Genomic DNA, 26,369 nt, shown 5'->3' with positions numbered 1-26,369 from the left:
CAGAAACGTCCATAAAAATCCACTCTGGCTCACAATTCTGTCATCGCTATCGGGCAGTCTGACATCTGCCCGATAAACTGAAGTATGGTGGGTATAAGCGCATATCCACCAGAAAAGGACGCTAAGGAGACTCAATGTACCATCGAATGGTTCAGGAACCGCAACCCAATCCCTTGCTGCCAGGCTACACCTTTAATGCATATCTGGTCGCAGGATTAACCCCGATTCTGGCTGACGGACCACTCGATTTCTTTATCGACCGGCCCGGTGGCATGAAAGGTTATATTCTGAATCTGACCATTAAAGGTCAGGGCAAGATTTTTGATGGTGAAAACACATTTTACAGCAACCCCGGCGACTTGCTGCTCTTTCCCCCTAAGGCGGCTCATTATTATGGTCGCTCACCCAACAGTGATTGCTGGTATCACCGCTGGGTATATTTCCGGCCTCGGGCATACTGGGCAGATTGGTTAGAATGGCACAGCAAAACCCATGAAGTCGGGCGTTTATCCTTACCTAACAACAATTTGTTGCTGGAATTCGATAGGCTGTTTGCCAATATAGAACAAACTCAAAAGTCGGGCCGACGTTTTGGTGAAGAGTTAGGCATGAATTTGCTGGAGCGGCTCTTACTGCGCGCCATGGAGGAAGACCCCCTCAGCCCGCAGCGGATTATGGACCCACGCGTTATCGAGGCATGCCAATTTATCACCGGTAATCTGGCGGGCGAATTGCGTATTGATGAAGTGGCGCGGCATGTCTGTTTGTCACCATCGAGGCTGGCCCACCTGTTTCGCGAGCAAGTTGGCATTAATATCCTGCGCTGGCGCGAAGACCAGCGGGTTATCCGGGCTAAGTTATTACTGCAAACTACGCAAGAACCCATTGCAACCATTGGGCGCGTGGTGGGGTATGACGATCAGCTCTATTTTTCCCGTGTTTTCCGCAAGCGCGTAGGGGTTAGCCCTAGTGACTTCAGGCGTCGCAGCATTGAAACCAACTACCCGCAACGCAGTCTGCGCCACCCGGAATGGCGGGATGATTCAGAAGCAATTGTGCGGGTTTAGCGCCGCCAATAACGTTAAGTAAAAAATTACCTCTTGTCGCGGGAATCATCATGGTGTCAAATCGACTAATCGAGTGATATCAATAGCGGATATTCCGGGCAAGAGGAAATACAATGTCTGAACAAATAAAAGTAGGTTTACTGGGTTATGGCTACGCCAGTAAAACGTTCCACGCGCCACTGATAATGGGGACGCCGGGGCTGGAGCTGGTGGGCGTTTCTAGCAGTGATGCTAGTAAAGTTCATGCTGACTGGCCGTCGATGACAGTTGTTTCAGACCCGCAAGCTTTATTTGATGACCCTTCTATTGATCTCATCGTCATTCCTACTCCTAATGATACCCATTTCCCTTTAGCGCAACAGGCGCTAGCAGCCGGCAAACATGTCGTGGTGGATAAGCCGTTTACCGTGACACTGTCACAAGCAAATGATCTGAAGAAACAAGCAGATGAAGCTGGGCTGCTCTTATCGGTGTTTCATAATCGCCGCTGGGATAGTGATTTCCTGACATTAAAAACGCTATTAGCAGAAGGGGCGCTGGGGAAAGTGGTCTATTTCGAATCCCACTTTGACCGCTATCGCCCGGAAATCCGTCAGCGTTGGCGTGAGCAAGCCGGTGCTGGCAGCGGCATTTGGTACGATTTGGCACCCCATTTGTTGGATCAAGCGCTGCAACTGTTTGGTTTACCAGACACCCTCAATGTTGATTTAGGGATGCTGCGCCCGGGTGCGCAATCCGTTGACTATTTCCATGCCATCCTCAGCTATCCGGAACAGCGTGTTGTGCTGCACGGCACGGTTTTGGCGGCGGCAGAAACCGCGCGCTATATTGTCCACGGCCTGCAAGGCAGCTACATCAAATTTGGTTTGGACCCACAGGAAGACCGGTTGAAAGCCGGTGAACGTCTGCCGCAAGCGGATTGGGGTTATGATATGCGAGATGGCGTAGTGACACTGTCACATGACGGTGTTCTGGCGGAGAAACCTTTACTGACATTACCGGGCAATTATCCGGCTTACTATGCTGGAGTGCGCGATGCCATTTTGGGGACTGCCGCCAATCCGGTTCCGGCATCTGAAGCCATCAAGGTGATGGAGCTGATTGAGTTGGGTATCGCCTCTGATCAACAGAAAAAAGCGCTGCCAGTGAGCGTGCGTAGCTAACACCCATGCAGTTTGAAGTATGACGGGTATCATTAAAGGAATACTGTGGCATGTCTTGGTTACAACGCTTACGGATAGATAAGTTTTTATTAGTACTGATATTGGTTGTTATTATTGCCTCAATATTCCCCTGTGAGGGGGAAGTTAAGGTGTGGTTCGAGCACCTGACAACTGCGGCCATCGCGTTATTATTCTTTATGCACGGGGCCAAGCTTTCCCGCGCAGCAATAGTTTCCGGCATGGGGCATTGGAAACTGCATTTGGTGGTATTCCTCAGCACATTCGCGTTATTCCCATTATTGGGTTTGGGCATGAATGTGTTAGTTCCTGGCGTGTTAACGCCCACGCTGTATCTGGGATTCCTCTATCTGTGTGCGCTGCCCGCTACGGTTCAATCGGCTATCGCCTACACCTCGGTGGCGGGGGGGAATGTTGCCGCCGCGATATGCAGCGCCTCGGCGTCCAGTATTCTCGGTGTGTTCCTCTCACCGATTCTGGTTGGCATGTTGATGCAAACACAGGGAGGGGACACTGATACTTTGCATGCTATTGGTTCTATTGTCATGCAATTGATGGTGCCATTCATTGTTGGTCATTTATCACGCCCACTGATTGCCAAATGGGTTGAGCGCCATAAAAAGCTGGTTAATATTACTGACCGGTCATCCATTTTATTGGTGGTTTATGTCGCCTTCAGTGAGGCGGTGGTGCAGGGGATTTGGCATCAAATCGATGGCTGGTCTTTGCTGGCAATATTGGTTTGCTCAATGGTATTGCTGACCGTGGTGTTGGTTGTCAATATATTTGCTGCGCGCTGGTTAGGTTTTAACACCGCCGATGAAATTACCATTGTGTTTTGCGGCTCGAAGAAAAGCCTGGCAAATGGGATTCCAATGGCCAATGTGCTGTTTCCTGCCTCTGTAGTGGGGGTTATGGTATTGCCATTGATGATATTCCATCAGGTTCAATTGATGGTTTGCGCGGTATTAGCCCAGCGCTACGCCAAACGAGTCGCCAGAGAGCGTGCTGAAGCCCACACGGCGGAGAGAAGCGAAACATCGTAATAATGAAAGAGAAACGCGCCGTTGGATTCACCCTTGGTTTTAAATGCCTTGGGTGAGCCGTCGACGCGTTCCTTTAATCACGCCAGTAAACATCATGCCTGCAAACATCACACCAGCAAGCGCGCAGCACTTTTTAGTCATGCGCGCTCTTTTATCTCCGGCTGCTTAGCCGCGAATTTTATCGCGTAGCGCCTGTTTCTCTGGTTCGCTGATAAATGCCATGGTCAGGCCATTTTCCTGTGCTTGACGAATTTCTTGTGCCGTTAAGCCCGCCGCGGGCGCCGCTATCTGGTATTCATTAGCAATTTCAATTCCTTGAACCGCAGGATCATCCGTATTGATTGATGCCAATACGCCATGGCGCAAGAAAGTGGCGAGGGGATGCGTGGCCAGCGATGCGACGGTGCTGGTCTGGATATTAGATGTCAGACAAGATTCAATACCAATGTTGTGCTCAGCTAAATAATCCATCAGCTTAATATCTTCTATGGCTTTAACACCGTGGCCAATGCGTTCTGCACCTAACTCACGGATAGCCTGCCAGATACTTTCGGGGCCTGCGGCCTCGCCAGCATGGACGGTAATTCGCAAACCAGCATCCCGCGCGCGGTTAAAGTGGCTGCGGAATAAACCACCGGGGAAACCCAGCTCATCACCGGCTAAATCCAGCGCAGTAATACCATCCCGATGCGCCAGTAACCCATCCAACTCTTGCAAGCAGGCTTGCTCACCAAAAGTTCGGCTGAGAATGCCGATGAGGCGAATATCAATATCAAAATCACGGCAACCAGATTGAATACCGTCAATGACCGCCTCTACAACACCGGCGACAGGTAACTGGTGTTTCATCGCCATATAAAATGGAGAGAAGCGCAGCTCGACATAATGTAAACCGGCGTTGGCAGCATCTTCGACATTTTCATAAGCCACTCGACGGCAAGCTTCCAGAGAACCTAAAACGGCGACGCCCCAATCTAATTTTTGCAGAAAACTGACTAAATCGGGTTCAGTTTGGATGATTTGGACATGGGGGCGCAAAGCCTCTAACTCATCAGCAGGAAGTGACAGATTGAACTGGCGACCCAAGTCCAAAATAGTTTGCGCACGAATATTGCCGTCAAGGTGGCGATGAATGTCAGTCAGGGGAAGGCGGGAGTCAATCATATGTGCACTCACTTTTTAAAATAGGTTCTTGTGGGTAAAGTGCAGAACATTATAAAAACAAAACAGTGAAAATATCCACCGTGTTGCATAAAAAAGTGATTAATATCTCATTTCAGCGCCTTTTACCTGATCAAAGGCGCTGAAAATAGGGCGATATTGACGGCGAATGGTTTGCTATTTTCCTTGTAAAGTCTGAATGCCGTGAATGAGTTTATCCATCCCGGCTTCAACTTTACTGCGTGAACAGCCGACATTGAGGCGCAGGAAGCCACGGCCTTCTTCGCCATAAGTGAAACCGGGCATAATGGCGACTTTTTCTTGCTCGATCAGGACATTTTGTAATTGATGGTCATCAATATTCAGTGGGCGCAAATCTATCCACGCTAAGTAAGTTGCCTGAGGTGGCAGCCAGTTTAATGCGGGAAAGGCTTCATTGAGTCGCTGTGCCACATATGCCAGATTTGCTTGCAGATAACTGCGCAGCTCATCTAACCAAGGCTCTGCCTGCCGGTAAGCGGCGATATGCGCGACAATGGCTAATACTGCCGGAGAAGAGAGGCCATCGCGGCTTTTGAGCATTTGGGTGTAGGTATCACGAGTCACGGCATCACTGATAAAACCGTAAGCCCCTGTTAATGCGGGAATATTAAATGTTTTGGAACCGGAGGTTAGCAAGGCCCACGGTGTTTGCCCCACTTGGCTCCATGGAGTATGAACCTGATTATCCCAGGTCATGTCCATGTGAATCTCATCACTGATGACTTTCACGTCATGGCGCTCACACAGTTCAGCCATTTGCGCCAACTCGCCCGGTGTCCAGACTTTACCCGTTGGATTATGCGGACTGCATAATAATAATATTTTGGTTTGCGGACGTGCCAGTAATGCTTCCAGATGTGCCATATCGCATTGCCACTGATTATCAATTTTATGCAATGGGCAGCTCAACAACTGGCGTTGATTGCCGAGGATCACTTTATAAAAAGCATCATAAGCCGGAGTGTGTGTGACGACGAAATCACTGGGTGCTGACCAACAGCGGATAAGCTGAGCCACCATATAGATAACCGACGGGCCATAGACCGCCATCGAGGTATCAATATGACACTGAAAACGCTGCTGATACCAGTGACGGACAGCACCGAGAAAATCTTCATGTTGCCAGCGACTGTAGCCCAAAACGCCGTGTTCAATTCGCTGCTTAAGCGCTTGTAAAATAACCGGAGCGGTAGGGAAGTCCATATCTGAGATGGTGAATGGCAGCAAATCAGCGGCACCAAAGCGGTCGGCAATATAGTCCCATTGGGTACACCAAGTGCCATGGCGATCAACCGGGGTGGAGAAATCGAACATCAGTATCTCGCTTATTAATCACGGGGCACCTGAGTACCCCGTAGAGGTTAATGACAAAACGGCTTAAGCTCAGTGAGTGAAGGATTGGCCTTTGACTTTATTCATCCCTCACAGCGCTTAGCGGATAACAAAATTATGCCGTGGCAAATTGGCCACTGCCTATCAGTGAGTCTAATTCATCTTTCACTGATTGCACTTGTGGGCCAATAACGACTTGAAGATTGTGGTCGTTGAGCTGAATAATGCCGATGGCCCGATTGGCTTTAAGTGCTTCTTTATCCACCAACCCCATATCTTTCACCGACATCCGTAAGCGCGTGATGCAGTTGTCCAGAGAGACAATATTATCGGCACCGCCCAACGCGGCCAAGATAGCAGGGGAGTTATAGCCGGACTTACCGGTCACTCCGCTACTGGCGGCTTTTTCCGCTTGACTGCTGGCGGTGGTTTCATTCTCGCGACCTGGCGTTTTGATATTGAAGTGCTGAATGGCAAAACGGAAAATACAGTAGTAAGCAACAAACCAGATCCCGGCAACGACGGGCACCCAATACCATTTGGTTGCTGTACCGTGCAGGATGCCAAACACCACGAAATCAATGATATTGCCATCCGTATTCCCGATGGTCACGCCCAGTAACGCCATCACGGTAAAGCCCAAACCCGTCAGGATGGCATGGATCAAATACAGGAACGGAGCCACAAACAAGAACAGGAATTCAATAGGTTCAGTAGTCCCGCCGATAACACAAGCCACCACGCCGGAAATCAACAACCCTTTAATTTTATGACGATTTTCTGGCTTAGCACAGTGATACATCGCCAGTGCAGCCCCCGGCAGACCGCCGAGAAACGCGGGCATTTTACCTTGTGACAAGAAGCGAGTGGCGCTTTCTGAGAACCCGGTGGTAGTAGGGCAAGATAATTGCGCCTGGAAGATGGTCAACGCGCCACTCACACTGTGGCCACATACGTCCATAGTCCCGCCCGCCTCGGTAAAGCGGATCAGAGCGACCAAAATATGATGCAAGCCGAACGGCAGTAATAAGCGCTCGCCGCTGCCGAAGATCATGGGGCCGAACATGCCCGCACCATTAATCAAACGGCCCAGACCATTAATGCCGGCGGCGAACCAAGGCCAGATCAACGGGATCAATAAACCCACTAATCCCAGCACCACAGTCGTGACAATTGGGACAAAACGCGTACCGCCAAAGAATGCTAATGCATCAGGCAGGCGAATGGTATTGAAGCGTTCATGCAGCAAATAGACAATGATCCCAACAATCACCGCCCCTAAAATACCGGTATCGATGGACTGAATACCTAAAATATTCTGAATGTTATGGGTTTTAAGCACCAACGGATCGGTTGTGGGTAACACACCGCTGGTGGTGAGATAAAAGTTGGTGGCCAAATTCAGGACAGCAAAACCGACGAAGCCGGAGAATGCCGCGACGCCTTTGTTTTCGCGTGCCATGCCCAACGGGATCGCGATGGCGAACATGACGGGCAAGAAGCTAAAGGCAAATGAACCGACCTTACTCATCCAGGTGAACAATAGCTGGAAAGCAGGGTGGCCAATAAATGGCAAGAGGGTAATGACATCTTTACTGCTCAGTGAACTGCCGATCCCCAGCATGATCCCGCAGAAGGAGAGCAAGGCGACCGGTAGCATGAAAGTTTTCCCTAAACTCTGAAAAAACTCCCACAGCGTAATTTTTTGTTTTTTTGCCGCTGACATAGTGACTCCTGTACTGACACACCTGATGTTAAAAACGCCGTTGCAGAATTTTGATGATAAATAACGGCGACTATTTCGTCTCCCTGTCTGGAGGTAAAATAAGATAAAACGTTTAACCGAGATAATATGAGTGACAAGTCACAATTACGGATCCTATTTCTGTATTAGAGTAAATCATCAGATTAAACGTTTAACTTAGCTTGTTTCGAGGGATAACTTGGGTGTTGTGGGTGTAATATTTGCTCAGAGATATTGGACTTCGTGCTGAGGTGCGGAGATTGACAAGGCTACGTTAACAATGCTTATCAGCGGTTATGACAACTAAAAAAATGACAATCACCGATGTGGCTAAATTGGCTGGCGTCTCCGTGGCGACTGTCTCATTAGCTATCAGTGGTAAAGGACGTATTTCCCCGGCAACCGCCGACCGGGTCAATCAGGCCATTGAACAATTAGGTTATGTGCGAAACCGCCAGGCCGCGCAATTACGCGGCGGGGAGTCGGGTGTGATTGGCTTAATTGTGCGCGATATTGGCGATCCCTTCTACGCAGAAATGACTGCCGGGTTAAGTGAGGCGATTGAGGCCGAAGGTAAATTGCTGTTCCTGACGCAAAGCGGCCGGGAAGGAAAGGGGTTACTGCGTTGTTTTGATACACTTATTGATCAAGGCGTGGACGGTTTGGTGCTGGGCGGCGGCGCAAAACGGGAGATGGGGCTGCAAGAAAAGGCCGCAGAGCATGATATTCCCCTGATTTGTGCGGCACGGTCAAATGTGTTGGATGGGGTGGATGTGGTGCGCCCAGATAATATGCAAGCCGCTAAAATGGCGACCGAGTTTCTGATTGGCCGAGGTCATCGGCAAATAGCCTATCTTGGCGGACATTCGCACTCATTAACGCGGGCTGAGCGGCTCGGGGGATTTTGTGCCACGCTGGTGCAGTATGGTTTACCGTTTCGTTCGGAGTGGGTTGTCGAGTGTGAGGGTCAACAACAGGCCGCAGCCGATGCCGCTGAGGCGCTATTACGCCATCATCCCAATGTCAGCGCCATAGTATGCCATCAAGCTTCTGTTGCGCTGGGGGCTTATTTCGGTATTTTGCGTACCGGCAGAACAATTGGCAGCGCCGGAGTGGATACTTATCTCGATCAGCAAGTTGCATTGATAGGCTTTGGTGATGTCCCTGAAGCAGAACTGACAGAGCCGCCATTAACCTTTATCACCAGTTCGGCCCGGGAAATTGGCTACAGTGCTGGGCAGCGGTTACTTCAGCGCATCGCGGGTGTCGACTTACAACTGCAAAACGTCATATTACCGCCGGTGTTGATCCGCCGTGGGTCGGCGTGATCACGGCCGATCACTGTCGCGAGCCGCGAATACCCAGACTTCTTTAGATAAAAAAACGGAGCCATCAGGCTCCGCTTATTCATGTCTTGAATGCCATGATGTTAAAACTTATTTTACTGCTGGTGCCGCAGGGGCTGCTTCTTCAGGTTCCGCACCGGTATCTTCATCAGCAGGTACACCGCCGAACATACCGAACAGGCCAACGAATTCTTGCAGTGACATTTTCTGGCCATTCAAGTCGACTTGATTATCAGCAAAGTGGAAACTGCTGCTGATCACATCATCTTTGGTGGTGGTCAGTTTAAACATCTGGCCCATGGCAGCAATGCCCTGCACCTGCTGTTGTGCCAGTTTTTGTGCTTCTTCCGGGCTGTAACCTTGCAGACGGGCTGCTTGAGTTGTCATCTCGGTCGCCATTGCCATCGGGATGGTCAGCGTGGCATCAACTTTTTTCACAAACTGCGGCGCGAGCTGTGGTTCTGCACCCACTTTGGCTTGAGTGGGGTCAGTCAGCGCAATATCCAGAGTGAAAGTACTTTCACCTTTGGCATTTTTCCAGCTCAGTGGCGCAATGCTTATTGTCGGGTTGCCTTTGAGCAACGCCGGCAGGTTCGCCAGCAGCATTTCGGTCATTTGTTGTTGATAGGCTTCTGGATCCAGAGTTTCACCCGCCTGAATCGCTTTTAAAGCTTGCTGATTATAGGCACTGGAGAACTGTTTCAGGCTTTGACCATCCAGATGATTAAACGCGAAAGCCAATTTGCCGGAACCAAAGTCATTATCCTGAATTTTTAATGCATCCAACTGGTAGGTCAATTTACCATTCAGGTCTTTATCGGTTTCACCTAGCTGGGTATTAAGATTAAAGCCAACCAGTGTCGCGGTGTCTTTACCATCAATGCTCAAACCGATTTGTTTGATATTGAGTTGTTGGGAGCCAATGCTGAGATCGAACTTGCCAATGTTGGTATCACTTTTAATCACCAACCCTTGCAGGCTAAATTGCTCAAGCTGATCCCACTGATTTTTGCTAGCGAAAACAAGGCTGTCGCTGGTGCCGCTCATTTTAACATCACGCAGATCACGGGAGACATCAGCATCAATTTTAGCCCCAGAGAACTTCATATTGGTGGTGTTTTGCTGATAATCAATAGGAATAAACGTGATGGCGGAAGAGGTATCACCGCTGTAGGAAATGCGAGAATCCGCAGTAAACGGCGACTGACCTTTGGTGACTTCAAACAGTTTTTTCAATGCTGGAGTATTCGCAAGCTCGGTATGTACTGAGGCCATGCTTGGGATCAGATTGAATTTTTTCAACTGCGCCAGAGGGAATGGGCCGTGATCGATAGTCTCGATGAATGCCACTTCCTCACCGTCTTTTAAGGCTTTTTCACCCGCGACAGTGCTATCTGATTGTAATATATAGCGAACCTGGCTACTGAACAGGCCGCGTTGGTAATCTTTATAGGCGAACTTCACACCTGCTTTAGGCAACAAAGTTCTGATCTGGTCGTTTGCGTTATTAACCAATTCACCCATACGTTGTTCAATTAATTTGCCGGTATACCATGAGGCCCCAGTCCATGCTGCGCCAAGTACGACAATGACGCTGACAGCCACTAACGATTTTTTCATTGTTCTGTTCATCCTTTTCTAATACACCCAATTCACTATGTTGAACGCGGTAATGAGTTACTGGTTAAAAAATACCCGTCATACTTCAAGTTGCGTATGCGTTGGCTGCTCTTATGACTCGGCCCGTCCATGGAGTCACCTCGTTGAGGCCGCTATAGAATATGTGAGGAAACAACATTTCCCAAATAAATATAGGCGTAGATTAACCGTACACAAACATTATTGCGACGTTAACGACTTATTGCGATATTGAAATCTAACCATCGCTGCATCAAAAGGCCAGCAATAGACAACAAAATGAGTCACTTCGTTCACCCTGCGTTGTAAACTCGGGCAATTGAACCCACTCCTTGTACCGTAACGGGCGATTCATTTGCGGGAATAAAACAGGACTCACCCGGTTGCAGCGTGATTTCTTGTTGCTGTTTGTGCAAGACCGCCTGGCCTTGAATACAAAACACGATAGCAGCACTGTTTTGTGCCAGCGGCTGTGGTTCCGGCGTTAATGTATGCAGGGAGAAAGCAAAATCCTCAACCGGGATGGGGAATACCAGCTCGTGACCTTGCTGTTGCGGTGTGGTTAGCAGGGTGGCCGCAGGTTTAGGAATAAATTGCAGGTTAGCCATTAACTCAGGGATATCGATAAACTTAGGTGTTAGCCCTGCGCGTAATACGTTATCAGAGTTGGCCATCACTTCCAGCGCCACGCCGTTCAGATAAGCATGGGGGGTTTCGGCATACAGAAACATGGCTTCGCCCGGCTCAAGTGTGACCACATTAAGCAAGAGTGGCGAGAACAAGCCGCTATCATCAGGGTAAAAACGCGAAATACTGCGAACAGTATCCCATGGCTCACCCAATTGATTATTTAAGGCCGCTTTCAATATAGCCAAAGCGCGCGTTTTCTCTTCGCCAGCCATACTTAACAAACTGGCAAATAATGTGGCTAAGTGTTCAGTGTCAGGATCTCGTAGAAACGCCGCGATATCGGGATGAGCGGCGGATAATGGCTGGAGCAGGGCCTCGATATCATCCAACGTGCGGAAACCATTCATTGCCTGGAAAGGGGTAAGAGCATAAACCAACTCCGGTTTATGATTGGCATCTTTATAATTTCGTTCGGCGGCATCCAGCGCGATACCGGCCTGATTCTCTTTGGCAAAGCCAATTTCTGCCGCGGCCTTGCTGGGGTGTACCTGAATTGAGAGTGGCTGCGCGGCACACAGTACTTTGAACAGGAATGGCAATTCGCCGAAGCGTTGGAAAACATCGTGGCCTAAATTGGCCTCTGGGTTTTGCTCAATAACCTCACGCAATGAATGCCAATGACCCTTTGCATCAGCAACTTCAGAACTACTTTTAGGGTGTGCGCCCATCCATAATTCTGCCATGGGTTGACCTTGTGGATTTTCAATACCATAAAGCTCGGTGAGCGCATCGGTACTGCCCCAGGCGTAGTTTTGTACTGCATTCTTCATTTTTTGCATATGGGTCATCTGCCATCAAGATTGGCGAAACTTATCGCCCGAATAAAAATAGTCCCTTAGTAAACAATGGGGCCAGAGGGGTTGCAAGTGGTAATGCAATTCACCCTTAGCTAAGGGCAACTAAATGATAGAAATGCGAATCAATCGCATAAAGGTGACGATAAATATGCCATGATAAGCGTAATGCTGCCAATGCGACTGGCATGACATACCTCAACTTTTGTTCTACGTGCTAAGGAGACAGTGATGGTGACCACCCGCAGTGAAAAAGACTCAATGGGGCCTATCGATGTACCGGCAAATCAATTATGGGGCGCACAAACCCAGCGTTCACTGGAGCATTTCCGTATTTCACAAGAGAAAATGCCGACCGCACTGATTCATGCTCTGGCATTGACCAAGCGGGCAGCCGCACAGGTTAATATGGATCTGGGGCTATTGGCCGCTGAGCGGGCGAAAGCCATCATGCGAGCGGCTGATGAAGTCTTGAGTGACCAACATGCTGGCGAGTTTCCGCTTTCTATTTGGCAAACCGGTTCTGGCACTCAAACCAACATGAATATGAATGAGGTGCTGGCTAACCGCGCAAGTGAATTATTAGGCGGGGAGCGGGGTAATCATCGTCTGGTTCACCCTAATGATGATGTTAATAAAAGCCAAAGTTCAAATGATGTATTCCCAACCGCAATGCATGTCGCCGCAGTTATTGGGTTAAGGCAGGACTTACTGCCTGAGCTGAAGGTATTGCAGCAGACGCTGGCCGATAAAGCCGAAGCCTATCGCGATATTGTGAAGATTGGCCGAACACACTTACAAGATGCAACACCACTGACTCTGGGCCAAGAGATCTCCGGCTGGGTGGCTATGCTGGCCCACAATCTACAACATATTGAAGCCACTATTCCCCACCTGTGTGAATTAGCGCTGGGCGGCACGGCTGTCGGAACGGGCCTGAATACCCATCCGGAGTATGCAGTGCGCGTCGCCAAAGAGATTGCGACACTGTCGCACCAACCTTTTATCACTGCGCCGAATAAATTCGAAGCATTAGCAACGTGTGATGCATTAGTTCATGGTCACGGCGCATTGAAAGGTTTAGCCGCCTCACTGATGAAAATCGCCAACGATGTGCGCTGGTTATCTTCTGGCCCTCGCTGCGGTATTGGGGAAATTTCTATTCCCGAAAACGAACCGGGCAGTTCTATCATGCCGGGTAAAGTGAATCCGACCCAATGTGAAGCCATGACCATGTTATGTGCGCAGGTCATGGGGAATGATGTTGCCGTCAATATTGGCGGGGCGTCTGGTAACTTTGAATTGAATGTGTTCCGCCCGCTGGTTATTCATAACTTCCTGCAATCTATTCGTTTGCTGGCGGATGGTATGCGTGGTTTTAATGAGCATTGCGCCGTGGGTATTGAGCCTAATCGCGACCGTATTACGCAGTTACTGAATGAATCGTTGATGTTAGTGACAGCACTAAACACCCATATTGGTTATGACAAAGCGGCTGAGATTGCCAAGAAAGCCCACAAAGAAGGGCTGACACTTAAAGCGGCAGCGCTGAAGCTCGGCTATCTGACTGATGAACAATTTGATGAATGGGTCAAACCAGAAGATATGGTTGGAAGCATGAAGTAACCCACATTTGAACCTCTCTACTCATGCCGGGATCTGTTCCCGGCGTGAGTTTATTCCTCTATTTCGAGATGTAAATGCAATCTGGGCACCAGCAGACGCAGCGGCTTAGCCTCTGGCTTATATTTATGCTTAATTTGGCTGGCATCATAATCGGTTAATTCACCTAATTTAGGCAATTCAGCATCTGACTGCATTTGGCAAAATGCAATCAATGGCATAGGGCAGGGGTGTTGTACTTGTTTCTGTTGCTCCTGATACCAAATTCGCGCAATAGGTTGCACTTTGACTGGCCGTTTGATTTTTAAGCGGGCTTTTTCTGGCAATTGCAGCACATCATTAATTTCTTGATTAATCATCTCCGCCCACTGCTCACAAGTCAATGGCGGAACCGCGCGGCCTGCATTCAGGCTTTTGTTTAGCTGAGCCAGGATTTCTTCGCGAGTCACATTTTTAATAATATGTTTGTTAGCCCAACCAAAACGGACTGAACTGGGATTTATTAGCGGCGTAATGGTGCGATAGGTATTTAATGTTATCAACCCATGCAAGTGGGTGTGAATAAACTCAAAACGTTGTTCACTCGGCAACCCAGACTCAACGGTAACAATATGTTCTAACTCAGTTTTTAATTGATTAATGTGTTGAATACTTTTTTGGCAAGCTGTTAATTGACTCTCTGTCACTGAAAAACAGAGCACCCCAGGCAGGCGAAGGGCGGCTTTGCTGCTGATATTCTGGCCTTGGTGATGAATAAACAACCGCTGATAATGCTGCAACGCCAAATCTCGTGCTTGAGTCCCCACCGTTGTGCGCACGGAAATATGATTTATCGGTTGATGCTCAGTTCCTTTGGCTATCTCGGGCAAGGAAAAAACACGGGCGGCAAGTAAAGGTAAATCCTCAAGCTGCTGGTGGAGATCCTGCAAGCCGACTTCCAATAAAGCAAAGCGGTTATTTAGTCGGTCTATCAAATCATATTTATTCATTATTATTTCAAATAAAGCCATTTTAGTTACAACATACATTAAGGTTATATCAGTAAAAAGAGATATCTGAAAGCTCGAAATCTCCATCAATCATCGGGGATCTGCACGACCGAAGAGCATCTTCAGGAATGAACAGTAAAAGGGCGGGTGATAACACCCGCACAGGACATCAGGATAACTGAGACAACATTATTTTGGTGGCGGAGGCTAATACATCATGGCGCGGTTTCGCGTCTTTTTCTCGTTGCGTGAAATACACCACTAAAACCACAGGCGCTCCCTGAGTTGGCCAAAGCACGGCGATATCATTTGTCGTGCCGTAGTCGCCACTGCCGGTTTTATCGCCCACCACCCAATCCTTTGGTGCGCCCGCGCGGATAGTCGCGTCGCCGGTGGTGTTTCCTTTTAACCATACTGCGAGTTGATTGCGTTGAGCGGGGAGTAATGCATCACCCAACACCAGTTTATTCATACTCATCGCCATAGCCGCTGGGGTCGTAGTATCACGCGGATCATTGGGTACGGCAGTATTTAAATCGGGTTCCCAGCGGTCCAATCTGAACATCTGATCACCAATACTACGAGCAAACTGGTTAACAGCCTCTACACCACCCAACTCTTTGATTAACAGATTCGCGGCAGTGTTATCACTATATTGAACTGTTGCTGCACATAACTGCGCAACCGTCATGCCATGAGCAAGATTTTTACGCGTAATTGGCGCATAAGATAACAAATCACTCTCATGATAATTTATATGTTTATCCAGCAAATTGGGCTGGGATTGGCTTTTGCCCAGAACAGCTGCCGCCAGCATAAACTTAAAAGTGCTACAGAATGGGAAGCGCTGAGTTCCGCGATACTGAATTTTGGTGCCATTGGCAGTATTAATCATCGCGATACCTAAACGGCCATTAGCGCCCCGTTCAAGTTCAGCCAGTTGCTTATCTAATGTTGCAGATACAGCGCCAGCCCAAGCGGGCAAAGCAAAATGGGCTAAGGGAAGTGTAATACCGGCTAATAATAGCGAACGCCGCAGCGAAGAGTGTTTCATTTCTGAATCTCGCAAATAATAAACATAAGGCAGCGATTATAAACTCAGTGGCAACTGAGCACCACTGCCTATTATTTTTTCGATTGAATCATCGTAATAAAAAAAGGCCAAATGCCAGGGTGAGTGACATTTAGCCTTGCGTGATAAAGCAGAATATCAGGACAGCGCTTTCGCTTTTAGCTGCTGGTATTCGCTTTCGGTAATAGTGCCTTCATCCAATAATTTTTTAGCATCAGTAATCTGTTCTGCTGGAGATTTACCCGCAACGTGACGGATATACTCGTTAGTATCAGAAACCGATTTTTGCACTGACGCCCGATAGCGTTGTGCCATACCTTTACCGCGGGTAATAAGATACACGAGAGAGGTTAATAGCGGGATGAAGAGTAAGAACAGGATCCAAATTGCCTTATAAAATCCACCCAGTTCATGATCCCTGAAGAGGTCAGAGATGACCTGGAACAGAATCAGCAAGTAGGCGATGAAAAAGAAAATTGAAAACGTTGTCGCCAATATGTCCCAAAGAGTAAGAAAGTGGTTTGTCATATTTTCTCCTGACATTAAATAAATTAAGGAAATATCGCGTAATAAAATCCCTTAATACATTAGATACTTAATTTATATTTCAAGCAACTGTCACCTAGAGTCGTTAGGTTCGTATTAATAATAGGTACACAGGAGAGAGGACGTCAAATTGTAATTTAGCATCCTACAGGATTTAGCTAATTTGAGATTAAATTCTTGCCGCTTCGGGCAATTTACGTAATCGCTGGCCAACATACAATGCGATCAACAGCAGGGTGGCGATAAATGAAACCACACCAATCCAACCTAAATTAAGCCAGAAAATACCGCCTAATGTTCCTGCAACACTGGAACCCGCGTAATAGCAAAATAGATAAAGTGATGAAGCCTGTGCTTTAGCACGGCGAGCGCGGCGGCCAATCCAACTGCTCGCAACAGAATGCGCGGCAAAAAAACCGGCAGTAAATACCATCATACCGATAAGAATTGTTATCACCGGAGAGAATCCAGTAATAATAACCCCAATTAACATCATGCCTATCGATGCCATTAATACCGGCCCACGGCCATAGCGGCTGGTTAATGCGCCAGCTTTGGGTGAGCTATAAGAGCCTGTCAGATAAACTATCGATAATAAACCGACGATGGCCTGACTGAGATAATAGGGCTGCGCTAACAAACGATAGCCAATGTAATTAAATAAAGTCACAAAGCTGCCCATGATCAAAAAACCTTCAGCAAACAACAGAGGCAAACCGGGATCTCGCCAATGTAATTTGAAATTGATCGCCAGTGTTCTGGGGCGCAATGAGGTGGGGCGGAAATGTTTGGATGGCGGAAGGATACGCCAAAACATACACGCGGCGGCTAATGCAAATAAACCAATTACCGCCAGTGCAATGCGCCAGGAAAAGAAATCGCTCAGCACCCCAGTAATTAAGCGGCCGCTCATCCCGCCGATAGAATTACCACTGATATACAGCCCCATCGAGAGCGCAACAAAACTGGGGTGAATCTCTTCACTAAGATAAGTCATCGCCACGGCAGCAACGCCACTGAGGGATAAGCCAATCAACGCGCGCATGAGCAAAATCCCCTGCCAACTGGTCATAAATGAGCAGATTAGCGTACAGATAGCCGCCAGCATCAAGGCCACAACCATAACTGATTTGCGGCCAATCGCATCCGATAATGGGCCGGTAAACATCAAGCCAAAAGCCAGCATCCCGGTGGCGGCCGAAAGCGATAAACTGCTGCCCGCAGGGGAAATAGCAAAGTCCTGCGATAACATTGGCAGAATGGGTTGCACACAATAAAGCAACGCGAAAGTGGCTAATCCAGCAGAAAAGAAGGCGAGGGTAACACGGATGAATTCTGGCGAGCCGCGTTGAATATAAGGTTTTTTAGTAAAGCGAGTGACTTTTTTATCCACGATAATGTCAGCGGCATCATCATTTGCTGCGGGGGTTGGCACCACGGAATCAGGAGTGCGCAAAGAGGTGGTCACGGTATTTCCTTATCAATAACACAGTCAAAAACGATTTGTTCACCGCAGGCGCAATGGCGCAGCGGTTATTCGGCCCAATAAACAGATCATAGAAATAGCTAAGTTTTTTGTCTAATATATTAATTATTCATAATAAGACGTTAAAAGTATCAATGGAGTTAGATGAGTATTGAACTCAGACATTTACGTTATTTTATTGCGGTAGCAGAAGAGTTGCATTTCGGCCGTGCAGCCGAGCGTTTGCGTATTTCTCAACCCCCACTGAGCCAGCAAATTCAAATTTTGGAGGAGCAAATCGGGGCTCGGCTATTGGCTCGGAATAATCGTAATGTCAGTCTGACTCAAGCTGGAACCTTGTTTTTAAAAGAGGCTTACCAAATCCTCGCGCAAGTGAGTTCGGCATCGGAAAAAGCGGCGCGCTTACATCGTGGTGAATCTGGAGAGCTGACCATTGGCTTTACCTCGTCTGCACCTTTTATTAGTACCGTCTCGAAAAATTTGCGGGCGTTTCGTCAGTTACATCCGCAAGTTCATATTAAAATGCAGGAAGTTAATACCAAGCAGCAAATTGAACCTTTACTCGATGGACAGCTAGATCTCGGGGTCATGCGCAACACCCGCTTGCCCGATGCATTGCAATACCGTTTGCTGCTGCGCGAACCCTTAGTTGCGGTCGTCCATGAAGACAGTCCGTTAGCTGCCTTGCCGTATGGCAGTGTCAAATTTAGCGCGTTAGCAGAGCAACCTTTTGTTTTCTTTGCTCGTGAGGTGGGAACGGCGCTTTATGACGAAATCCTCACGCTGCTCGCGCGTGCAGGTATCACGCCCTATATCACGCAAGAAGTGGGCGAGGCGATGACAATTGTTGGTTTGGTCTCCTCCGGTTTAGGAGTTTCTATCTTGCCGGCGTCCTTTACTCGGATAAAAGTGGACGGGGTGAAATATTTACCCCTCGCGGAGGCCAGCGCCACAACTGAGGTGTGGTTGGTTAATCATAAACATCGCCCCGTGACCGCGCCCGCGCAAGCATTGATTCGCCTGATGGTCGCTGATACTCCGCCCTGCAAAGGGTGATGGTGTTTTGACCGCGAAAAGCAAATAATTATGATGGGCGTTTTTTGTACTTATTTCGGCTAAATAACCCGCATGATGTTAAAGGATATCGGTGATTATGTGCAGTAAATCACATAACTAATCAAATAGTTGACGCCATATACTAAAAGCCCCAACATAGCCGATAATCTTTATTTAGAAGCGCGAAAAATACTCGGTGACACAGAAGGAGCCGGTTTAGTGATAACGGATGGACAGCCTGGGCATATTGATCAAATCAAGCAGACCAATGCAGGGGCCGTTTATCGGCTGATTGATTTATTCGGCCCGATATCGCGTATTGAACTGTCTAAAAAGGCGCAACTGGCCCCCGCCAGTATCACCAAAATTGTGCGGGAATTGGTCGAAGCTCATCTGGTGAAAGAAACCGAATATCAAGATGTTGGTAGCCGTGGGCGGCCTGCAATTGGTTTGGTTCTTGATACCGAAGCCTGGCACTATGTCTCGGGGCGCATCAGCCGAGGCTCGATTACTCTCGCGCTACGCGACCTCAGCAGCAAACTGGTGGTCGAGGACCAAATCCCATTACCTGATAGTCATCCCGAACCTTTACTCAATCGCATCCTGAGCGAAGTAGATCTGTTTTTTATCCGTCATCAGGAAAAACTTGAAAGACTGACAGCCATCGCCATTACCATGCCCGGCATCATTGATGCGCCTGCGGGTATCGTGCATAAAATGCCATTTTATGATGTCGATGAGATGCTACTTGGCCCGGCGTTAGAGCAACGAACGGGATTGCCCGTCTATTTGCAACACGACATTTGTGCCTGGACAATGGCGGAGGCTTTATATGGTGCTTCGCGCGGTTGCCAGAATGTGATTCAAGTTGTAATTGACCATAACGTGGGTGCCGGGGTGATTACTGCGGGCCGGGTATTACATGCGGGAAGCCGCAGTGTGGTTGAGATTGGCCATACTCAAGTTGACCCTTATGGCAAACGTTGTTATTGCGGGAATCATGGTTGCCTTGAGACAGTTGCCAGTATTGAGAATATGCTTGAAATTGCCCAGCAAAGATTAAATGGCTCCATGAGTTCGTTATTACACGGCTCACCACTGAGTGTGGAGTCTTTATGTGATGCGGCTTTGGCAGGCGACCAATTAGCCAAAGATATTATCTTGGGCGTTGGCCACAGTGTGGGCCGGATTATTGCCATAATGGTCAATTTATTTAATCCGGAAAAGATTCTGGTCGGTTCTCCATTAAATAAAGCGGCTTCTATTTTGCATCCGGCTATTGCATCTTGTATTCGCCAGCAAGCGCTACCTGCTTACAGTGAACATATTCTTGTTGAGCCGACGGCATTTTTTAATCAGGGGACAATGCCAGGCGCGGCGTTAGTAAAAGAAGCATTATATAATGGCTCTTTACTGGTGAAATTATTGCAAGGATAGGGCGCCACTAATAATTAAGAGTTAATTATTAGTGAGTATATTGGGAGTATTCCGCATATTATTGGCCGCTATCTGTTAAAAACCTCGCTCAGTTCGGCAAAACATTGCGCTAACGCAAGCTGTCTGTTGTCGGCATCGCCTAGACTTTTATCCATGTTACCAATTTCGCTAATATTAGGCGGAAAGACGTGAGTCGAAGTGGCCAGATTGCGGAGTATTGTTATGTTAACGCGTGTTTTTGTGACGGGAACCGACACAGCTGTTGGTAAAACCGTAGTGTCACGGGCCTTACTTCAGGCCTTAAGCCAAAATGGCAGAACAGCTGTAGGCTATAAGCCGGTAGCGACAGAGAGTAAAGAAACTCCGGATGGGCTGCGCAACCAGGATGCACTGATTTTACAAGCATCATCCTCAATTGAACTTGATTATCAGGAAGTTAACCCATACCCGTTGGCCGGGGATGTTATCCATGCCTGTTCAGACACCCTCATTAATTACAATAAAATGACGGAAGGATTGCAGCGATTATCAGCGAAAGCCGATACCGTTGTCGTCGAAGGATGTGGCGGCTGGAAAGTCATGATGAATGACCAGCGCTTTTATTCTGACTGGGTGATACAAGAACAATTACCGGTAATTTTAGTCGTCGGAATTAAATTAGGCTGTATTAATCATGCCTTATTAACTGCTCAAGCTATTATCAATGATGGTTTACCATTATTAGGTTGGGTTGCTAATCGTATTAATCCGGGACTGGCGCATTATGCTGAAACAATCGCAATGCTACGCGAGCGTTTACCTGCACCACAATTGGGGCAATTACCTTATCTGCCGCATCCTGAAGAAAAGCCCTTGGCAAAATATTTAGACCTAACAGCCATGGCTCAATAATATATTTTTGCGTTAGCTATTAGGTCGGTAACAACCATTTTCTGTAACAACAATACTGGCTCTGGAATAACGCTATTATCAGCCTATTTTAGCGTGAGTGATATACAGAGTCAGGACGCAACCAACGGGCTATTGTTGTTGAAATAACACAGGATAATAGTAACCCCGGCAATAAGGTATATGCGCCAGTCATTTCACACACCATCAGCGCGGCCATAATGGGCGCGTGAGTGGTCGCAGCCAGCAATGTCGCCATTCCCGTCAACGCCATTAATAATGCAATATTGTCACCAAACAGGGGCCACCAGGCAAACATCTGGCCGCACAACATCCCCAACGCCGCGCCAACAAACAGTGTTGGGGTAAACACCCCGCCGGGTGCCCCCGAACCACTGCTGGCCAGTACAGCCAATAGCTTGCAAATCAATATTCCCCCAATCAATAAAACTCCCGGAGGAGTGGTCAATAGTGACTGCACGACGCTGTAACCATTCCCCCAAACTTCGGGGAAAATGAGTGATAATAGCCCGACAATGATCCCGCCCAAGGCTAGCTGTAGCGGCGGTGATAGGTTCAAGGAGCGGAAAGCGCGGCCACTGGCAGACATCCCTTTGAGAAAAAGTGGCCCACTGAAACCGGCTATTAGCCCCAATAATGCCATCAAGAGATACTGTATTGGCCAAGGAGAGGGCAGCGCCTCAACTTGATAAAGCGTTTCTTGCCCACCGTGTAACAGGTTTGTGGTGAGTAATGCAGTGACAGCAGCAATGACCACCGGCCCAAGGGACGCCAGCATTAATGTCCCAAACAGAATTTCTGCAATGAATAAACTTCCCGCCAATGGCGCATGATAGGCACTGGCCATCCCCGCGGCGGCACCACAAGCTACCCAAAGTTTCCATTCTTTGGGTTTTGCGTAGCGCTGCGCGATTACAGAGGCAAATAATGCCGCCAAAAGCACCATTGCACCTTCTCGGCCAATGGCACTGCCGCTGGAAACAACTAATAGTGACGCCAGGGATTTGACCAGACTGGCGGAAATATCTAATCGGCCATCACCTGTTTCGATAGCTTCCATATAATCGGTGGGGGCACTGGGTTTACGATGTTGATAACGCTGATAAATCCACAGTAGAGAGCCGGCAACTAGCCCGCCCAATGCCGGTGTTAAGGCTCGCCGCCAGCCGGTAATGGAAGACGCTGCGGCAACCAAACTGCCGTCAGTTCGAGCAAATAACACCCACTCAATCGCCAGCATTGCCTGATGGAATAACCAAACAATCACAGCTGACATTATGCCCAGCATGATAGCCATCATCAGCCGACGCAGCATTGCACGGTAGTAATACAAATGGGCAGGCCGTTTCATACGAAGCAATTTAATCCGAGCACATCGACGAAAGATGAAGGTAAACAGTAGGGTGCATTAAAATACACCCTAATAGGAATCGAAATATTATTCGCTGTCAGTTATGCGGGTATAAACAATCTTCTGAGTGTCATTTTCACAATGGCCAACGACTTGCCCACCGGCTTGTTGAACCTGATCGTTAGGGACAATATCCAGTTTAAAACCAGACTCAGGCACTCCATTATTGATAATCTTTTGCGTAATATCTGCCTTGACACTTTCACACGACGCCAGTGCAGCTAAAGGGGCCAGAGATAATAATAATGTACTGATAATAAGCGTTTTTTTCATCATAAAATCCTTATGTGGATGAATAGCTTGCCTAAGCTAAGGATAGCTCTGGTTCACATAACCTCAAGTAAATCCGAGCCATTATGGCCAATTACGGATTAATCTGGCGACCGGACAAACGATCCAGACAACGTTCAGTGTTAGGTTCCCAGTAGGCATTGAGATTTTCGCTGCGATCACAATTATCTTTTGCATCTTCAGCGCGATCATATTTATCAAAATTCTTTTCTACGCGATTATTCACTTTATTACGCAGGCGATGGGTATCATCCCATTGCTGTTGGTTTTGGCGTGCTTGCTCTTTTGACATGGGATCATTATTCGCACCAACAGAAACACAGGTGCTGCCCTGAGTACAGGTTGCCGATTGCGCCAATGCCGGTGTCTGCCAGGCCAGCGGTAAAGCAAGCACTGCGACTGGCAGAAAAGCGCGCATCAGGCGTGGCAGGCTAGTTATTTTCATCGTCTTAAGTCCTTTATGAGTCGGTGATATAAAATCATTATGTCATTATCAGTCAGTAAAAAATTATATCACTGCTCATAGCAGATAGACTAGTTAGCGACAGGTTTGTTGATAATCTGTAGAGTAACCTAATGTTAACTCCCATGACTATTTGTGGGGTAAGTCATTGTCTACAATAAAAGAGATCTGGACGTGTTAAAGACATCGTTACTGTTTTTTGTGACGGCATTGGCCGAGATTATGGGTTGTTTTTTGCCTTATTTATGGCTGCGCAAGGGTGGGGCAATCTGGTTATTACTGCCCGCGGCCGCCAGTTTAGCCATGTTTGTCTGGCTATTAACCCTGCATCCGGCTGCCAGTGGGCGTGTTTATGCGGCGTACGGCGGCGTTTATGTTGCGATGGCCTTAATTTGGCTGCGAGTTGTTGATGGTGTGAAGCTATCAGTATTTGATTGGGTTGGTGCTGGCGTGGCGCTAGCCGGGATGTTAATTATTGTCGCTGGGTGGCGGGTAAATTAAGCGTGGGGCGGTAAACGCCCCTGGCTATATGTCTACAAGTCCATATTTCCACAAATCAATATTTCTACAAGCCTATATTTTCAACAAATTAACTTTCGCGATGAATACTCAACCCGGCAAAAGATTGGTTGACTGGCATCATTTCCAATGTGTTGATATTCACGCGAGCCGGTAAGGTTGCCACCCAATATACTGCTTCAGCGACATCTTCTGGTGTTAATGGGTTAGCGCCATCATAGGTTTTATTAACTTTATCGCCATCGCCTTTAAAACGAACCGCAGAGAATTCCGTCCCCCCAACCATACCTGGCTCAATATCAGTGACCCGAACTTGAGTGCCATGCAAGTCTGCGCGCAGACCTAAACTAAACTGTTTAACAAACGCTTTGGTCGCTCCATACACATTCCCCCCGGCATAAGGCCAGTTGGCGGCGGTAGAGCCAATATTAATGATATGGCCGACACTCCGTGCCACCATTGCCGGGAGCAAAGCGCGCGTCATATTCACCAAACCTTTGGTATTGGTGTCAATCATCGTGTCCCAATCTTCAACATTGGCTTTGTGAGCCGGCTCTAACCCTAATGCTAACCCCGCATTATTAACCAACACATCAATGTTTTTCAGCTCGGCAGGGAGTTCATCAATAACTTGTTGAATAGCCGCACGATTACGGACATCTAACCGCACGATATGCAGTTGTTCGCCAAGCTCGGTCTTTAACGCGTCCAGACGTTCTTGACGACGCCCCGTCGCGATAACCTGATGACCGTGGCTGATGAATTTGCGGGCAATAGCCTCACCAAACCCGGAGGTCGCGCCTGTGACGAAAATGATCATACGCATTCCTTGTATTTCGTTGCCAATAATATAATTGATATGATTAACATACTCTTCAATACAGCAGGGCGCTATGCGCCATAACCTATACCTATCATTCACTTCAGCTTGGACGGTCTCTTACGCACTTCATCACCCGCATTGGGGCTTAGTGTTAATGTATCCACTATCGATAGTAATGCGACCACCCCAATAACCACAAATGCTATCTGGAAATTTTCCAATGGGATAACACCCGCGCGATAAGGGTGGAACCATTCGGCAATCCGCAGTGCTAACGCGCCAATCGCTATCCCTAACCCCATAGCCAGCTGCTGAATCATATTGGAAAACGTATTTGCGCCCCCCATTTTAGGGCTGGGAATTTCAGAGTAAGCCAATGTATTGAGCGCCGTAAATTGCATTGACCGCGTTAACCCACTGATAAACAACAGCAATATAATCAGGACATGCGGTGTTTCCGGTGTAATCAGCGCACACGCGAAGATAGTCACTGCATTCAGTATGCCATTAACCAGTAATGTCGAACGAAACCGGAAGCGATATAAAATAGCGGAAGTAAACGGTTTCATTATCAGGTTGCCAGCAAAGACAGCCAGGACTAATAAACCGGCATTAAACGCGCTCATTCCAAACCCGAGTTGAAACAGTAATGGCAATAGAAAGGGCACGGCACCGATAGCGATACGGTATAAACTGCCGCTCCAAATAGTGACGCTGTAACTTTTTATTCGCAGCGCCCACAGGTCAACTAACGGAGAAATCTGCCGTCTGGCGTGATAGACCGCCCAAAGACCCAACATCAGGCTTGCGGCAATACACAGCAAAGGAACCCAGTGTGACAGGCTTTGGTGATTAAATAACTCCAAACCAAACATCAGACTAAAACAGGCGGAACCGGTTAACACGAAGCCAAGCATATCGAAAGGTGTCACTTTCTGCGGTGGCTCCAGTGGAATCAACCGCCATGCCAACCATAGCCCAAAGATCCCCAGCGGGACATTTAAGATAAATATCCAATGCCACGAAGCATAGGTGGTCAGAAAACCGCCCACGGGAGGCCCAAGAATAGGGGCGACTAATCCCGGCCAGGTAATCGTCGCGATGGCTTTAATCAGATCCGCTTTGGTGGTATTGCGCAATACAATCAAACGGCCGACGGGCACCATCATGGCACCGCCAATACCTTGCAATATTCTTGCCGCAGTGAATGTCGTGAGATTAGAACTTAATGCGCAAAACACGGATGCCAATGTAAAAATAACCATAGCGGCGGTAAAAATATTACGAGCACCAAAACGATTGGCAATCCAGCCACTGGCAGGAATAAATACGGTCAGGGTAAGAATATAAGCAGAAATACCGATATTCATATCAATGGGATGTACGCCAAATGCCGAGGCCATCTGTGGCATCGCCGTGACAATAACCGTCCCATCAAGGTTTTCCATAAAGAAGGCACCGGCGACCAATAACGGCAGAGCAGAGCTGCGTAATGCAGTTCTGTTCATAATACGCACCGGGCGGAGGTTATATAATCAATTGATTTAAAGATGGATAATCTGGAAGGCTCGCGTACTGAAATCACGTTTCAAATCCGTAAAATCGATAATATCTTTTGAGCATACCGGATTCAGCAGGGATTAAAAAGTACCTATCTTTACCTTGGTGCGCATAATGTATATTATGTTAAATTGAATATTAAT

The 26,369-nt window shown here is 47.9% G+C and carries 23 protein-coding genes; 9 read left to right on the top strand and 14 right to left on the bottom strand.

The window, feature by feature from the left end:
* Nucleotides 1–134: 134 nt before the first annotated feature.
* The 3 genes from araC to F0T03_RS10810 all read left to right on the top strand — a co-directional run bounded on the left by araC (nucleotide 135) and on the right by F0T03_RS10810 (nucleotide 3,294).
* On the top strand, nucleotides 135–1,067 hold the full coding sequence (gene araC / locus F0T03_RS10820) for an arabinose operon transcriptional regulator AraC (protein ID WP_145553402.1): 933 nt from the start codon (nucleotides 135–137) through the stop codon (nucleotides 1,065–1,067).
* 113 nt (nucleotides 1,068–1,180) lie between these two features.
* Nucleotides 1,181–2,230: an oxidoreductase gene (locus tag F0T03_RS10815; protein WP_145553404.1), complete on the top strand. Its 1,050-nt coding sequence runs from the start codon at nucleotides 1,181–1,183 to the stop codon at nucleotides 2,228–2,230.
* Nucleotides 2,231–2,280: 50 nt separating this feature from the next.
* Nucleotides 2,281–3,294 carry a bile acid:sodium symporter family protein gene (locus tag F0T03_RS10810; RefSeq protein WP_159678307.1) on the top strand — a complete coding sequence of 338 codons (1,014 nt, stop codon included), beginning with the start codon at nucleotides 2,281–2,283 and terminating at the stop codon, nucleotides 3,292–3,294.
* Between the two features lie 165 nt (nucleotides 3,295–3,459).
* On the opposite strand, the gene add is transcribed toward F0T03_RS10810, so the two are convergent.
* From add to malX, 3 genes are all read right to left on the bottom strand, one after another.
* Nucleotides 3,460–4,458 (bottom strand): adenosine deaminase, encoded by a 999-nt coding sequence (gene add, locus F0T03_RS10805; RefSeq protein ID WP_159678305.1) that lies wholly within the window; start codon nucleotides 4,456–4,458, stop codon nucleotides 3,460–3,462.
* A gap of 174 nt (nucleotides 4,459–4,632) precedes the next feature.
* On the bottom strand, nucleotides 4,633–5,811 hold the full coding sequence (locus tag F0T03_RS10800; RefSeq protein WP_159678303.1) for a MalY/PatB family protein: 1,179 nt from the start codon (nucleotides 5,809–5,811) through the stop codon (nucleotides 4,633–4,635).
* A 133-nt stretch (nucleotides 5,812–5,944) separates the two neighbouring features.
* The gene (malX, locus tag F0T03_RS10795; protein ID WP_145553412.1) at nucleotides 5,945–7,555 is read right to left on the bottom strand and encodes a maltose/glucose-specific PTS transporter subunit IIBC; all 1,611 of its coding nucleotides are present in this window, start codon (nucleotides 7,553–7,555) and stop codon (nucleotides 5,945–5,947) included.
* 314 nt (nucleotides 7,556–7,869) lie between these two features.
* Between malX and malI the strand changes: the two genes are divergently transcribed.
* Nucleotides 7,870–8,901 (top strand): Mal regulon transcriptional regulator MalI, encoded by a 1,032-nt coding sequence (gene malI / locus F0T03_RS10790; protein WP_159678301.1) that lies wholly within the window; start codon nucleotides 7,870–7,872, stop codon nucleotides 8,899–8,901.
* A gap of 108 nt (nucleotides 8,902–9,009) precedes the next feature.
* Here malI and F0T03_RS10785 read toward each other — a convergent pair whose 3' ends face one another.
* Entirely contained in the window at nucleotides 9,010–10,539 is a 1,530-nt protein-coding gene (locus tag F0T03_RS10785) for a YdgA family protein (protein WP_159678299.1), read from the bottom strand.
* A gap of 311 nt (nucleotides 10,540–10,850) precedes the next feature.
* Nucleotides 10,851–12,026 (bottom strand): mannose-6-phosphate isomerase, encoded by a 1,176-nt coding sequence (gene manA, locus F0T03_RS10780; protein WP_145553418.1) that lies wholly within the window; start codon nucleotides 12,024–12,026, stop codon nucleotides 10,851–10,853.
* Nucleotides 12,027–12,272: 246 nt separating this feature from the next.
* On the opposite strand from manA, the gene fumC reads away from it, so the two are divergent.
* Nucleotides 12,273–13,667: a class II fumarate hydratase gene (fumC, locus tag F0T03_RS10775; protein ID WP_159678297.1), complete on the top strand. Its 1,395-nt coding sequence runs from the start codon at nucleotides 12,273–12,275 to the stop codon at nucleotides 13,665–13,667.
* Nucleotides 13,668–13,717: 50 nt separating this feature from the next.
* Here fumC and tus read toward each other — a convergent pair whose 3' ends face one another.
* From tus to F0T03_RS10755, 4 genes are all read right to left on the bottom strand, one after another.
* Nucleotides 13,718–14,653 carry a DNA replication terminus site-binding protein gene (gene tus / locus F0T03_RS10770; protein WP_215727478.1) on the bottom strand — a complete coding sequence of 312 codons (936 nt, stop codon included), beginning with the start codon at nucleotides 14,651–14,653 and terminating at the stop codon, nucleotides 13,718–13,720.
* A 169-nt stretch (nucleotides 14,654–14,822) separates the two neighbouring features.
* On the bottom strand, nucleotides 14,823–15,707 hold the full coding sequence (gene blaA, locus F0T03_RS10765; protein ID WP_159678293.1) for a class A beta-lactamase BlaA: 885 nt from the start codon (nucleotides 15,705–15,707) through the stop codon (nucleotides 14,823–14,825).
* Between the two features lie 156 nt (nucleotides 15,708–15,863).
* Nucleotides 15,864–16,253, bottom strand: a complete 390-nt coding sequence (locus F0T03_RS10760; protein WP_145553426.1) for an SHOCT domain-containing protein — start codon at nucleotides 16,251–16,253, stop codon at nucleotides 15,864–15,866.
* Between the two features lie 187 nt (nucleotides 16,254–16,440).
* Nucleotides 16,441–17,739 (bottom strand): MFS transporter, encoded by a 1,299-nt coding sequence (locus F0T03_RS10755; protein ID WP_159678291.1) that lies wholly within the window; start codon nucleotides 17,737–17,739, stop codon nucleotides 16,441–16,443.
* A 162-nt stretch (nucleotides 17,740–17,901) separates the two neighbouring features.
* Here F0T03_RS10755 and F0T03_RS10750 point away from each other — a divergent pair, with 162 nt between their 5' ends.
* The 3 genes from F0T03_RS10750 to bioD all read left to right on the top strand — a co-directional run bounded on the left by F0T03_RS10750 (nucleotide 17,902) and on the right by bioD (nucleotide 21,141).
* A complete protein-coding gene (locus F0T03_RS10750) occupies nucleotides 17,902–18,813 on the top strand; it encodes a LysR family transcriptional regulator (RefSeq protein ID WP_145553430.1) in 912 nt (303 codons plus the stop codon).
* A gap of 219 nt (nucleotides 18,814–19,032) precedes the next feature.
* On the top strand, nucleotides 19,033–20,250 hold the full coding sequence (gene mlc / locus F0T03_RS10745; protein WP_159678289.1) for a sugar metabolism global transcriptional regulator Mlc: 1,218 nt from the start codon (nucleotides 19,033–19,035) through the stop codon (nucleotides 20,248–20,250).
* Between the two features lie 222 nt (nucleotides 20,251–20,472).
* Nucleotides 20,473–21,141: a dethiobiotin synthase gene (gene bioD / locus F0T03_RS10740; RefSeq protein WP_145553436.1), complete on the top strand. Its 669-nt coding sequence runs from the start codon at nucleotides 20,473–20,475 to the stop codon at nucleotides 21,139–21,141.
* 88 nt (nucleotides 21,142–21,229) lie between these two features.
* Here the strand turns inward: bioD and clcB are convergent, their stop codons facing one another.
* From clcB to F0T03_RS10725, 3 genes are all read right to left on the bottom strand, one after another.
* Nucleotides 21,230–22,510 (bottom strand): voltage-gated ClC-type chloride channel ClcB, encoded by a 1,281-nt coding sequence (clcB, locus tag F0T03_RS10735; RefSeq protein ID WP_159678287.1) that lies wholly within the window; start codon nucleotides 22,508–22,510, stop codon nucleotides 21,230–21,232.
* An 87-nt stretch (nucleotides 22,511–22,597) separates the two neighbouring features.
* A complete protein-coding gene (locus F0T03_RS10730) occupies nucleotides 22,598–22,843 on the bottom strand; it encodes a DUF1161 domain-containing protein (protein ID WP_145553440.1) in 246 nt (81 codons plus the stop codon).
* Between the two features lie 91 nt (nucleotides 22,844–22,934).
* Entirely contained in the window at nucleotides 22,935–23,306 is a 372-nt protein-coding gene (locus F0T03_RS10725; RefSeq protein ID WP_159678285.1) for a DUF1283 family protein, read from the bottom strand.
* Nucleotides 23,307–23,498: 192 nt separating this feature from the next.
* Between F0T03_RS10725 and F0T03_RS10720 the strand changes: the two genes are divergently transcribed.
* Nucleotides 23,499–23,825: a YnfA family protein gene (locus tag F0T03_RS10720; protein WP_159678283.1), complete on the top strand. Its 327-nt coding sequence runs from the start codon at nucleotides 23,499–23,501 to the stop codon at nucleotides 23,823–23,825.
* An 88-nt stretch (nucleotides 23,826–23,913) separates the two neighbouring features.
* Here F0T03_RS10720 and ydfG read toward each other — a convergent pair whose 3' ends face one another.
* On the bottom strand, nucleotides 23,914–24,663 hold the full coding sequence (gene ydfG, locus F0T03_RS10715; RefSeq protein WP_162526936.1) for a bifunctional NADP-dependent 3-hydroxy acid dehydrogenase/3-hydroxypropionate dehydrogenase YdfG: 750 nt from the start codon (nucleotides 24,661–24,663) through the stop codon (nucleotides 23,914–23,916).
* A 98-nt stretch (nucleotides 24,664–24,761) separates the two neighbouring features.
* The gene (locus F0T03_RS10710) at nucleotides 24,762–26,174 is read right to left on the bottom strand and encodes an MFS transporter (RefSeq protein ID WP_145553447.1); all 1,413 of its coding nucleotides are present in this window, start codon (nucleotides 26,172–26,174) and stop codon (nucleotides 24,762–24,764) included.
* Nucleotides 26,175–26,369: the final 195 nt, after the last annotated feature.

The sequence above is a fragment of the Yersinia canariae genome (assembly GCF_009831415.1).
GTDB classification, from domain to species: Bacteria; Pseudomonadota; Gammaproteobacteria; order Enterobacterales; family Enterobacteriaceae; genus Yersinia; species Yersinia canariae.
Note: the sequence above shows the minus strand (reverse complement) of the source record. Positions and strands in the feature narration are given on the sequence as shown.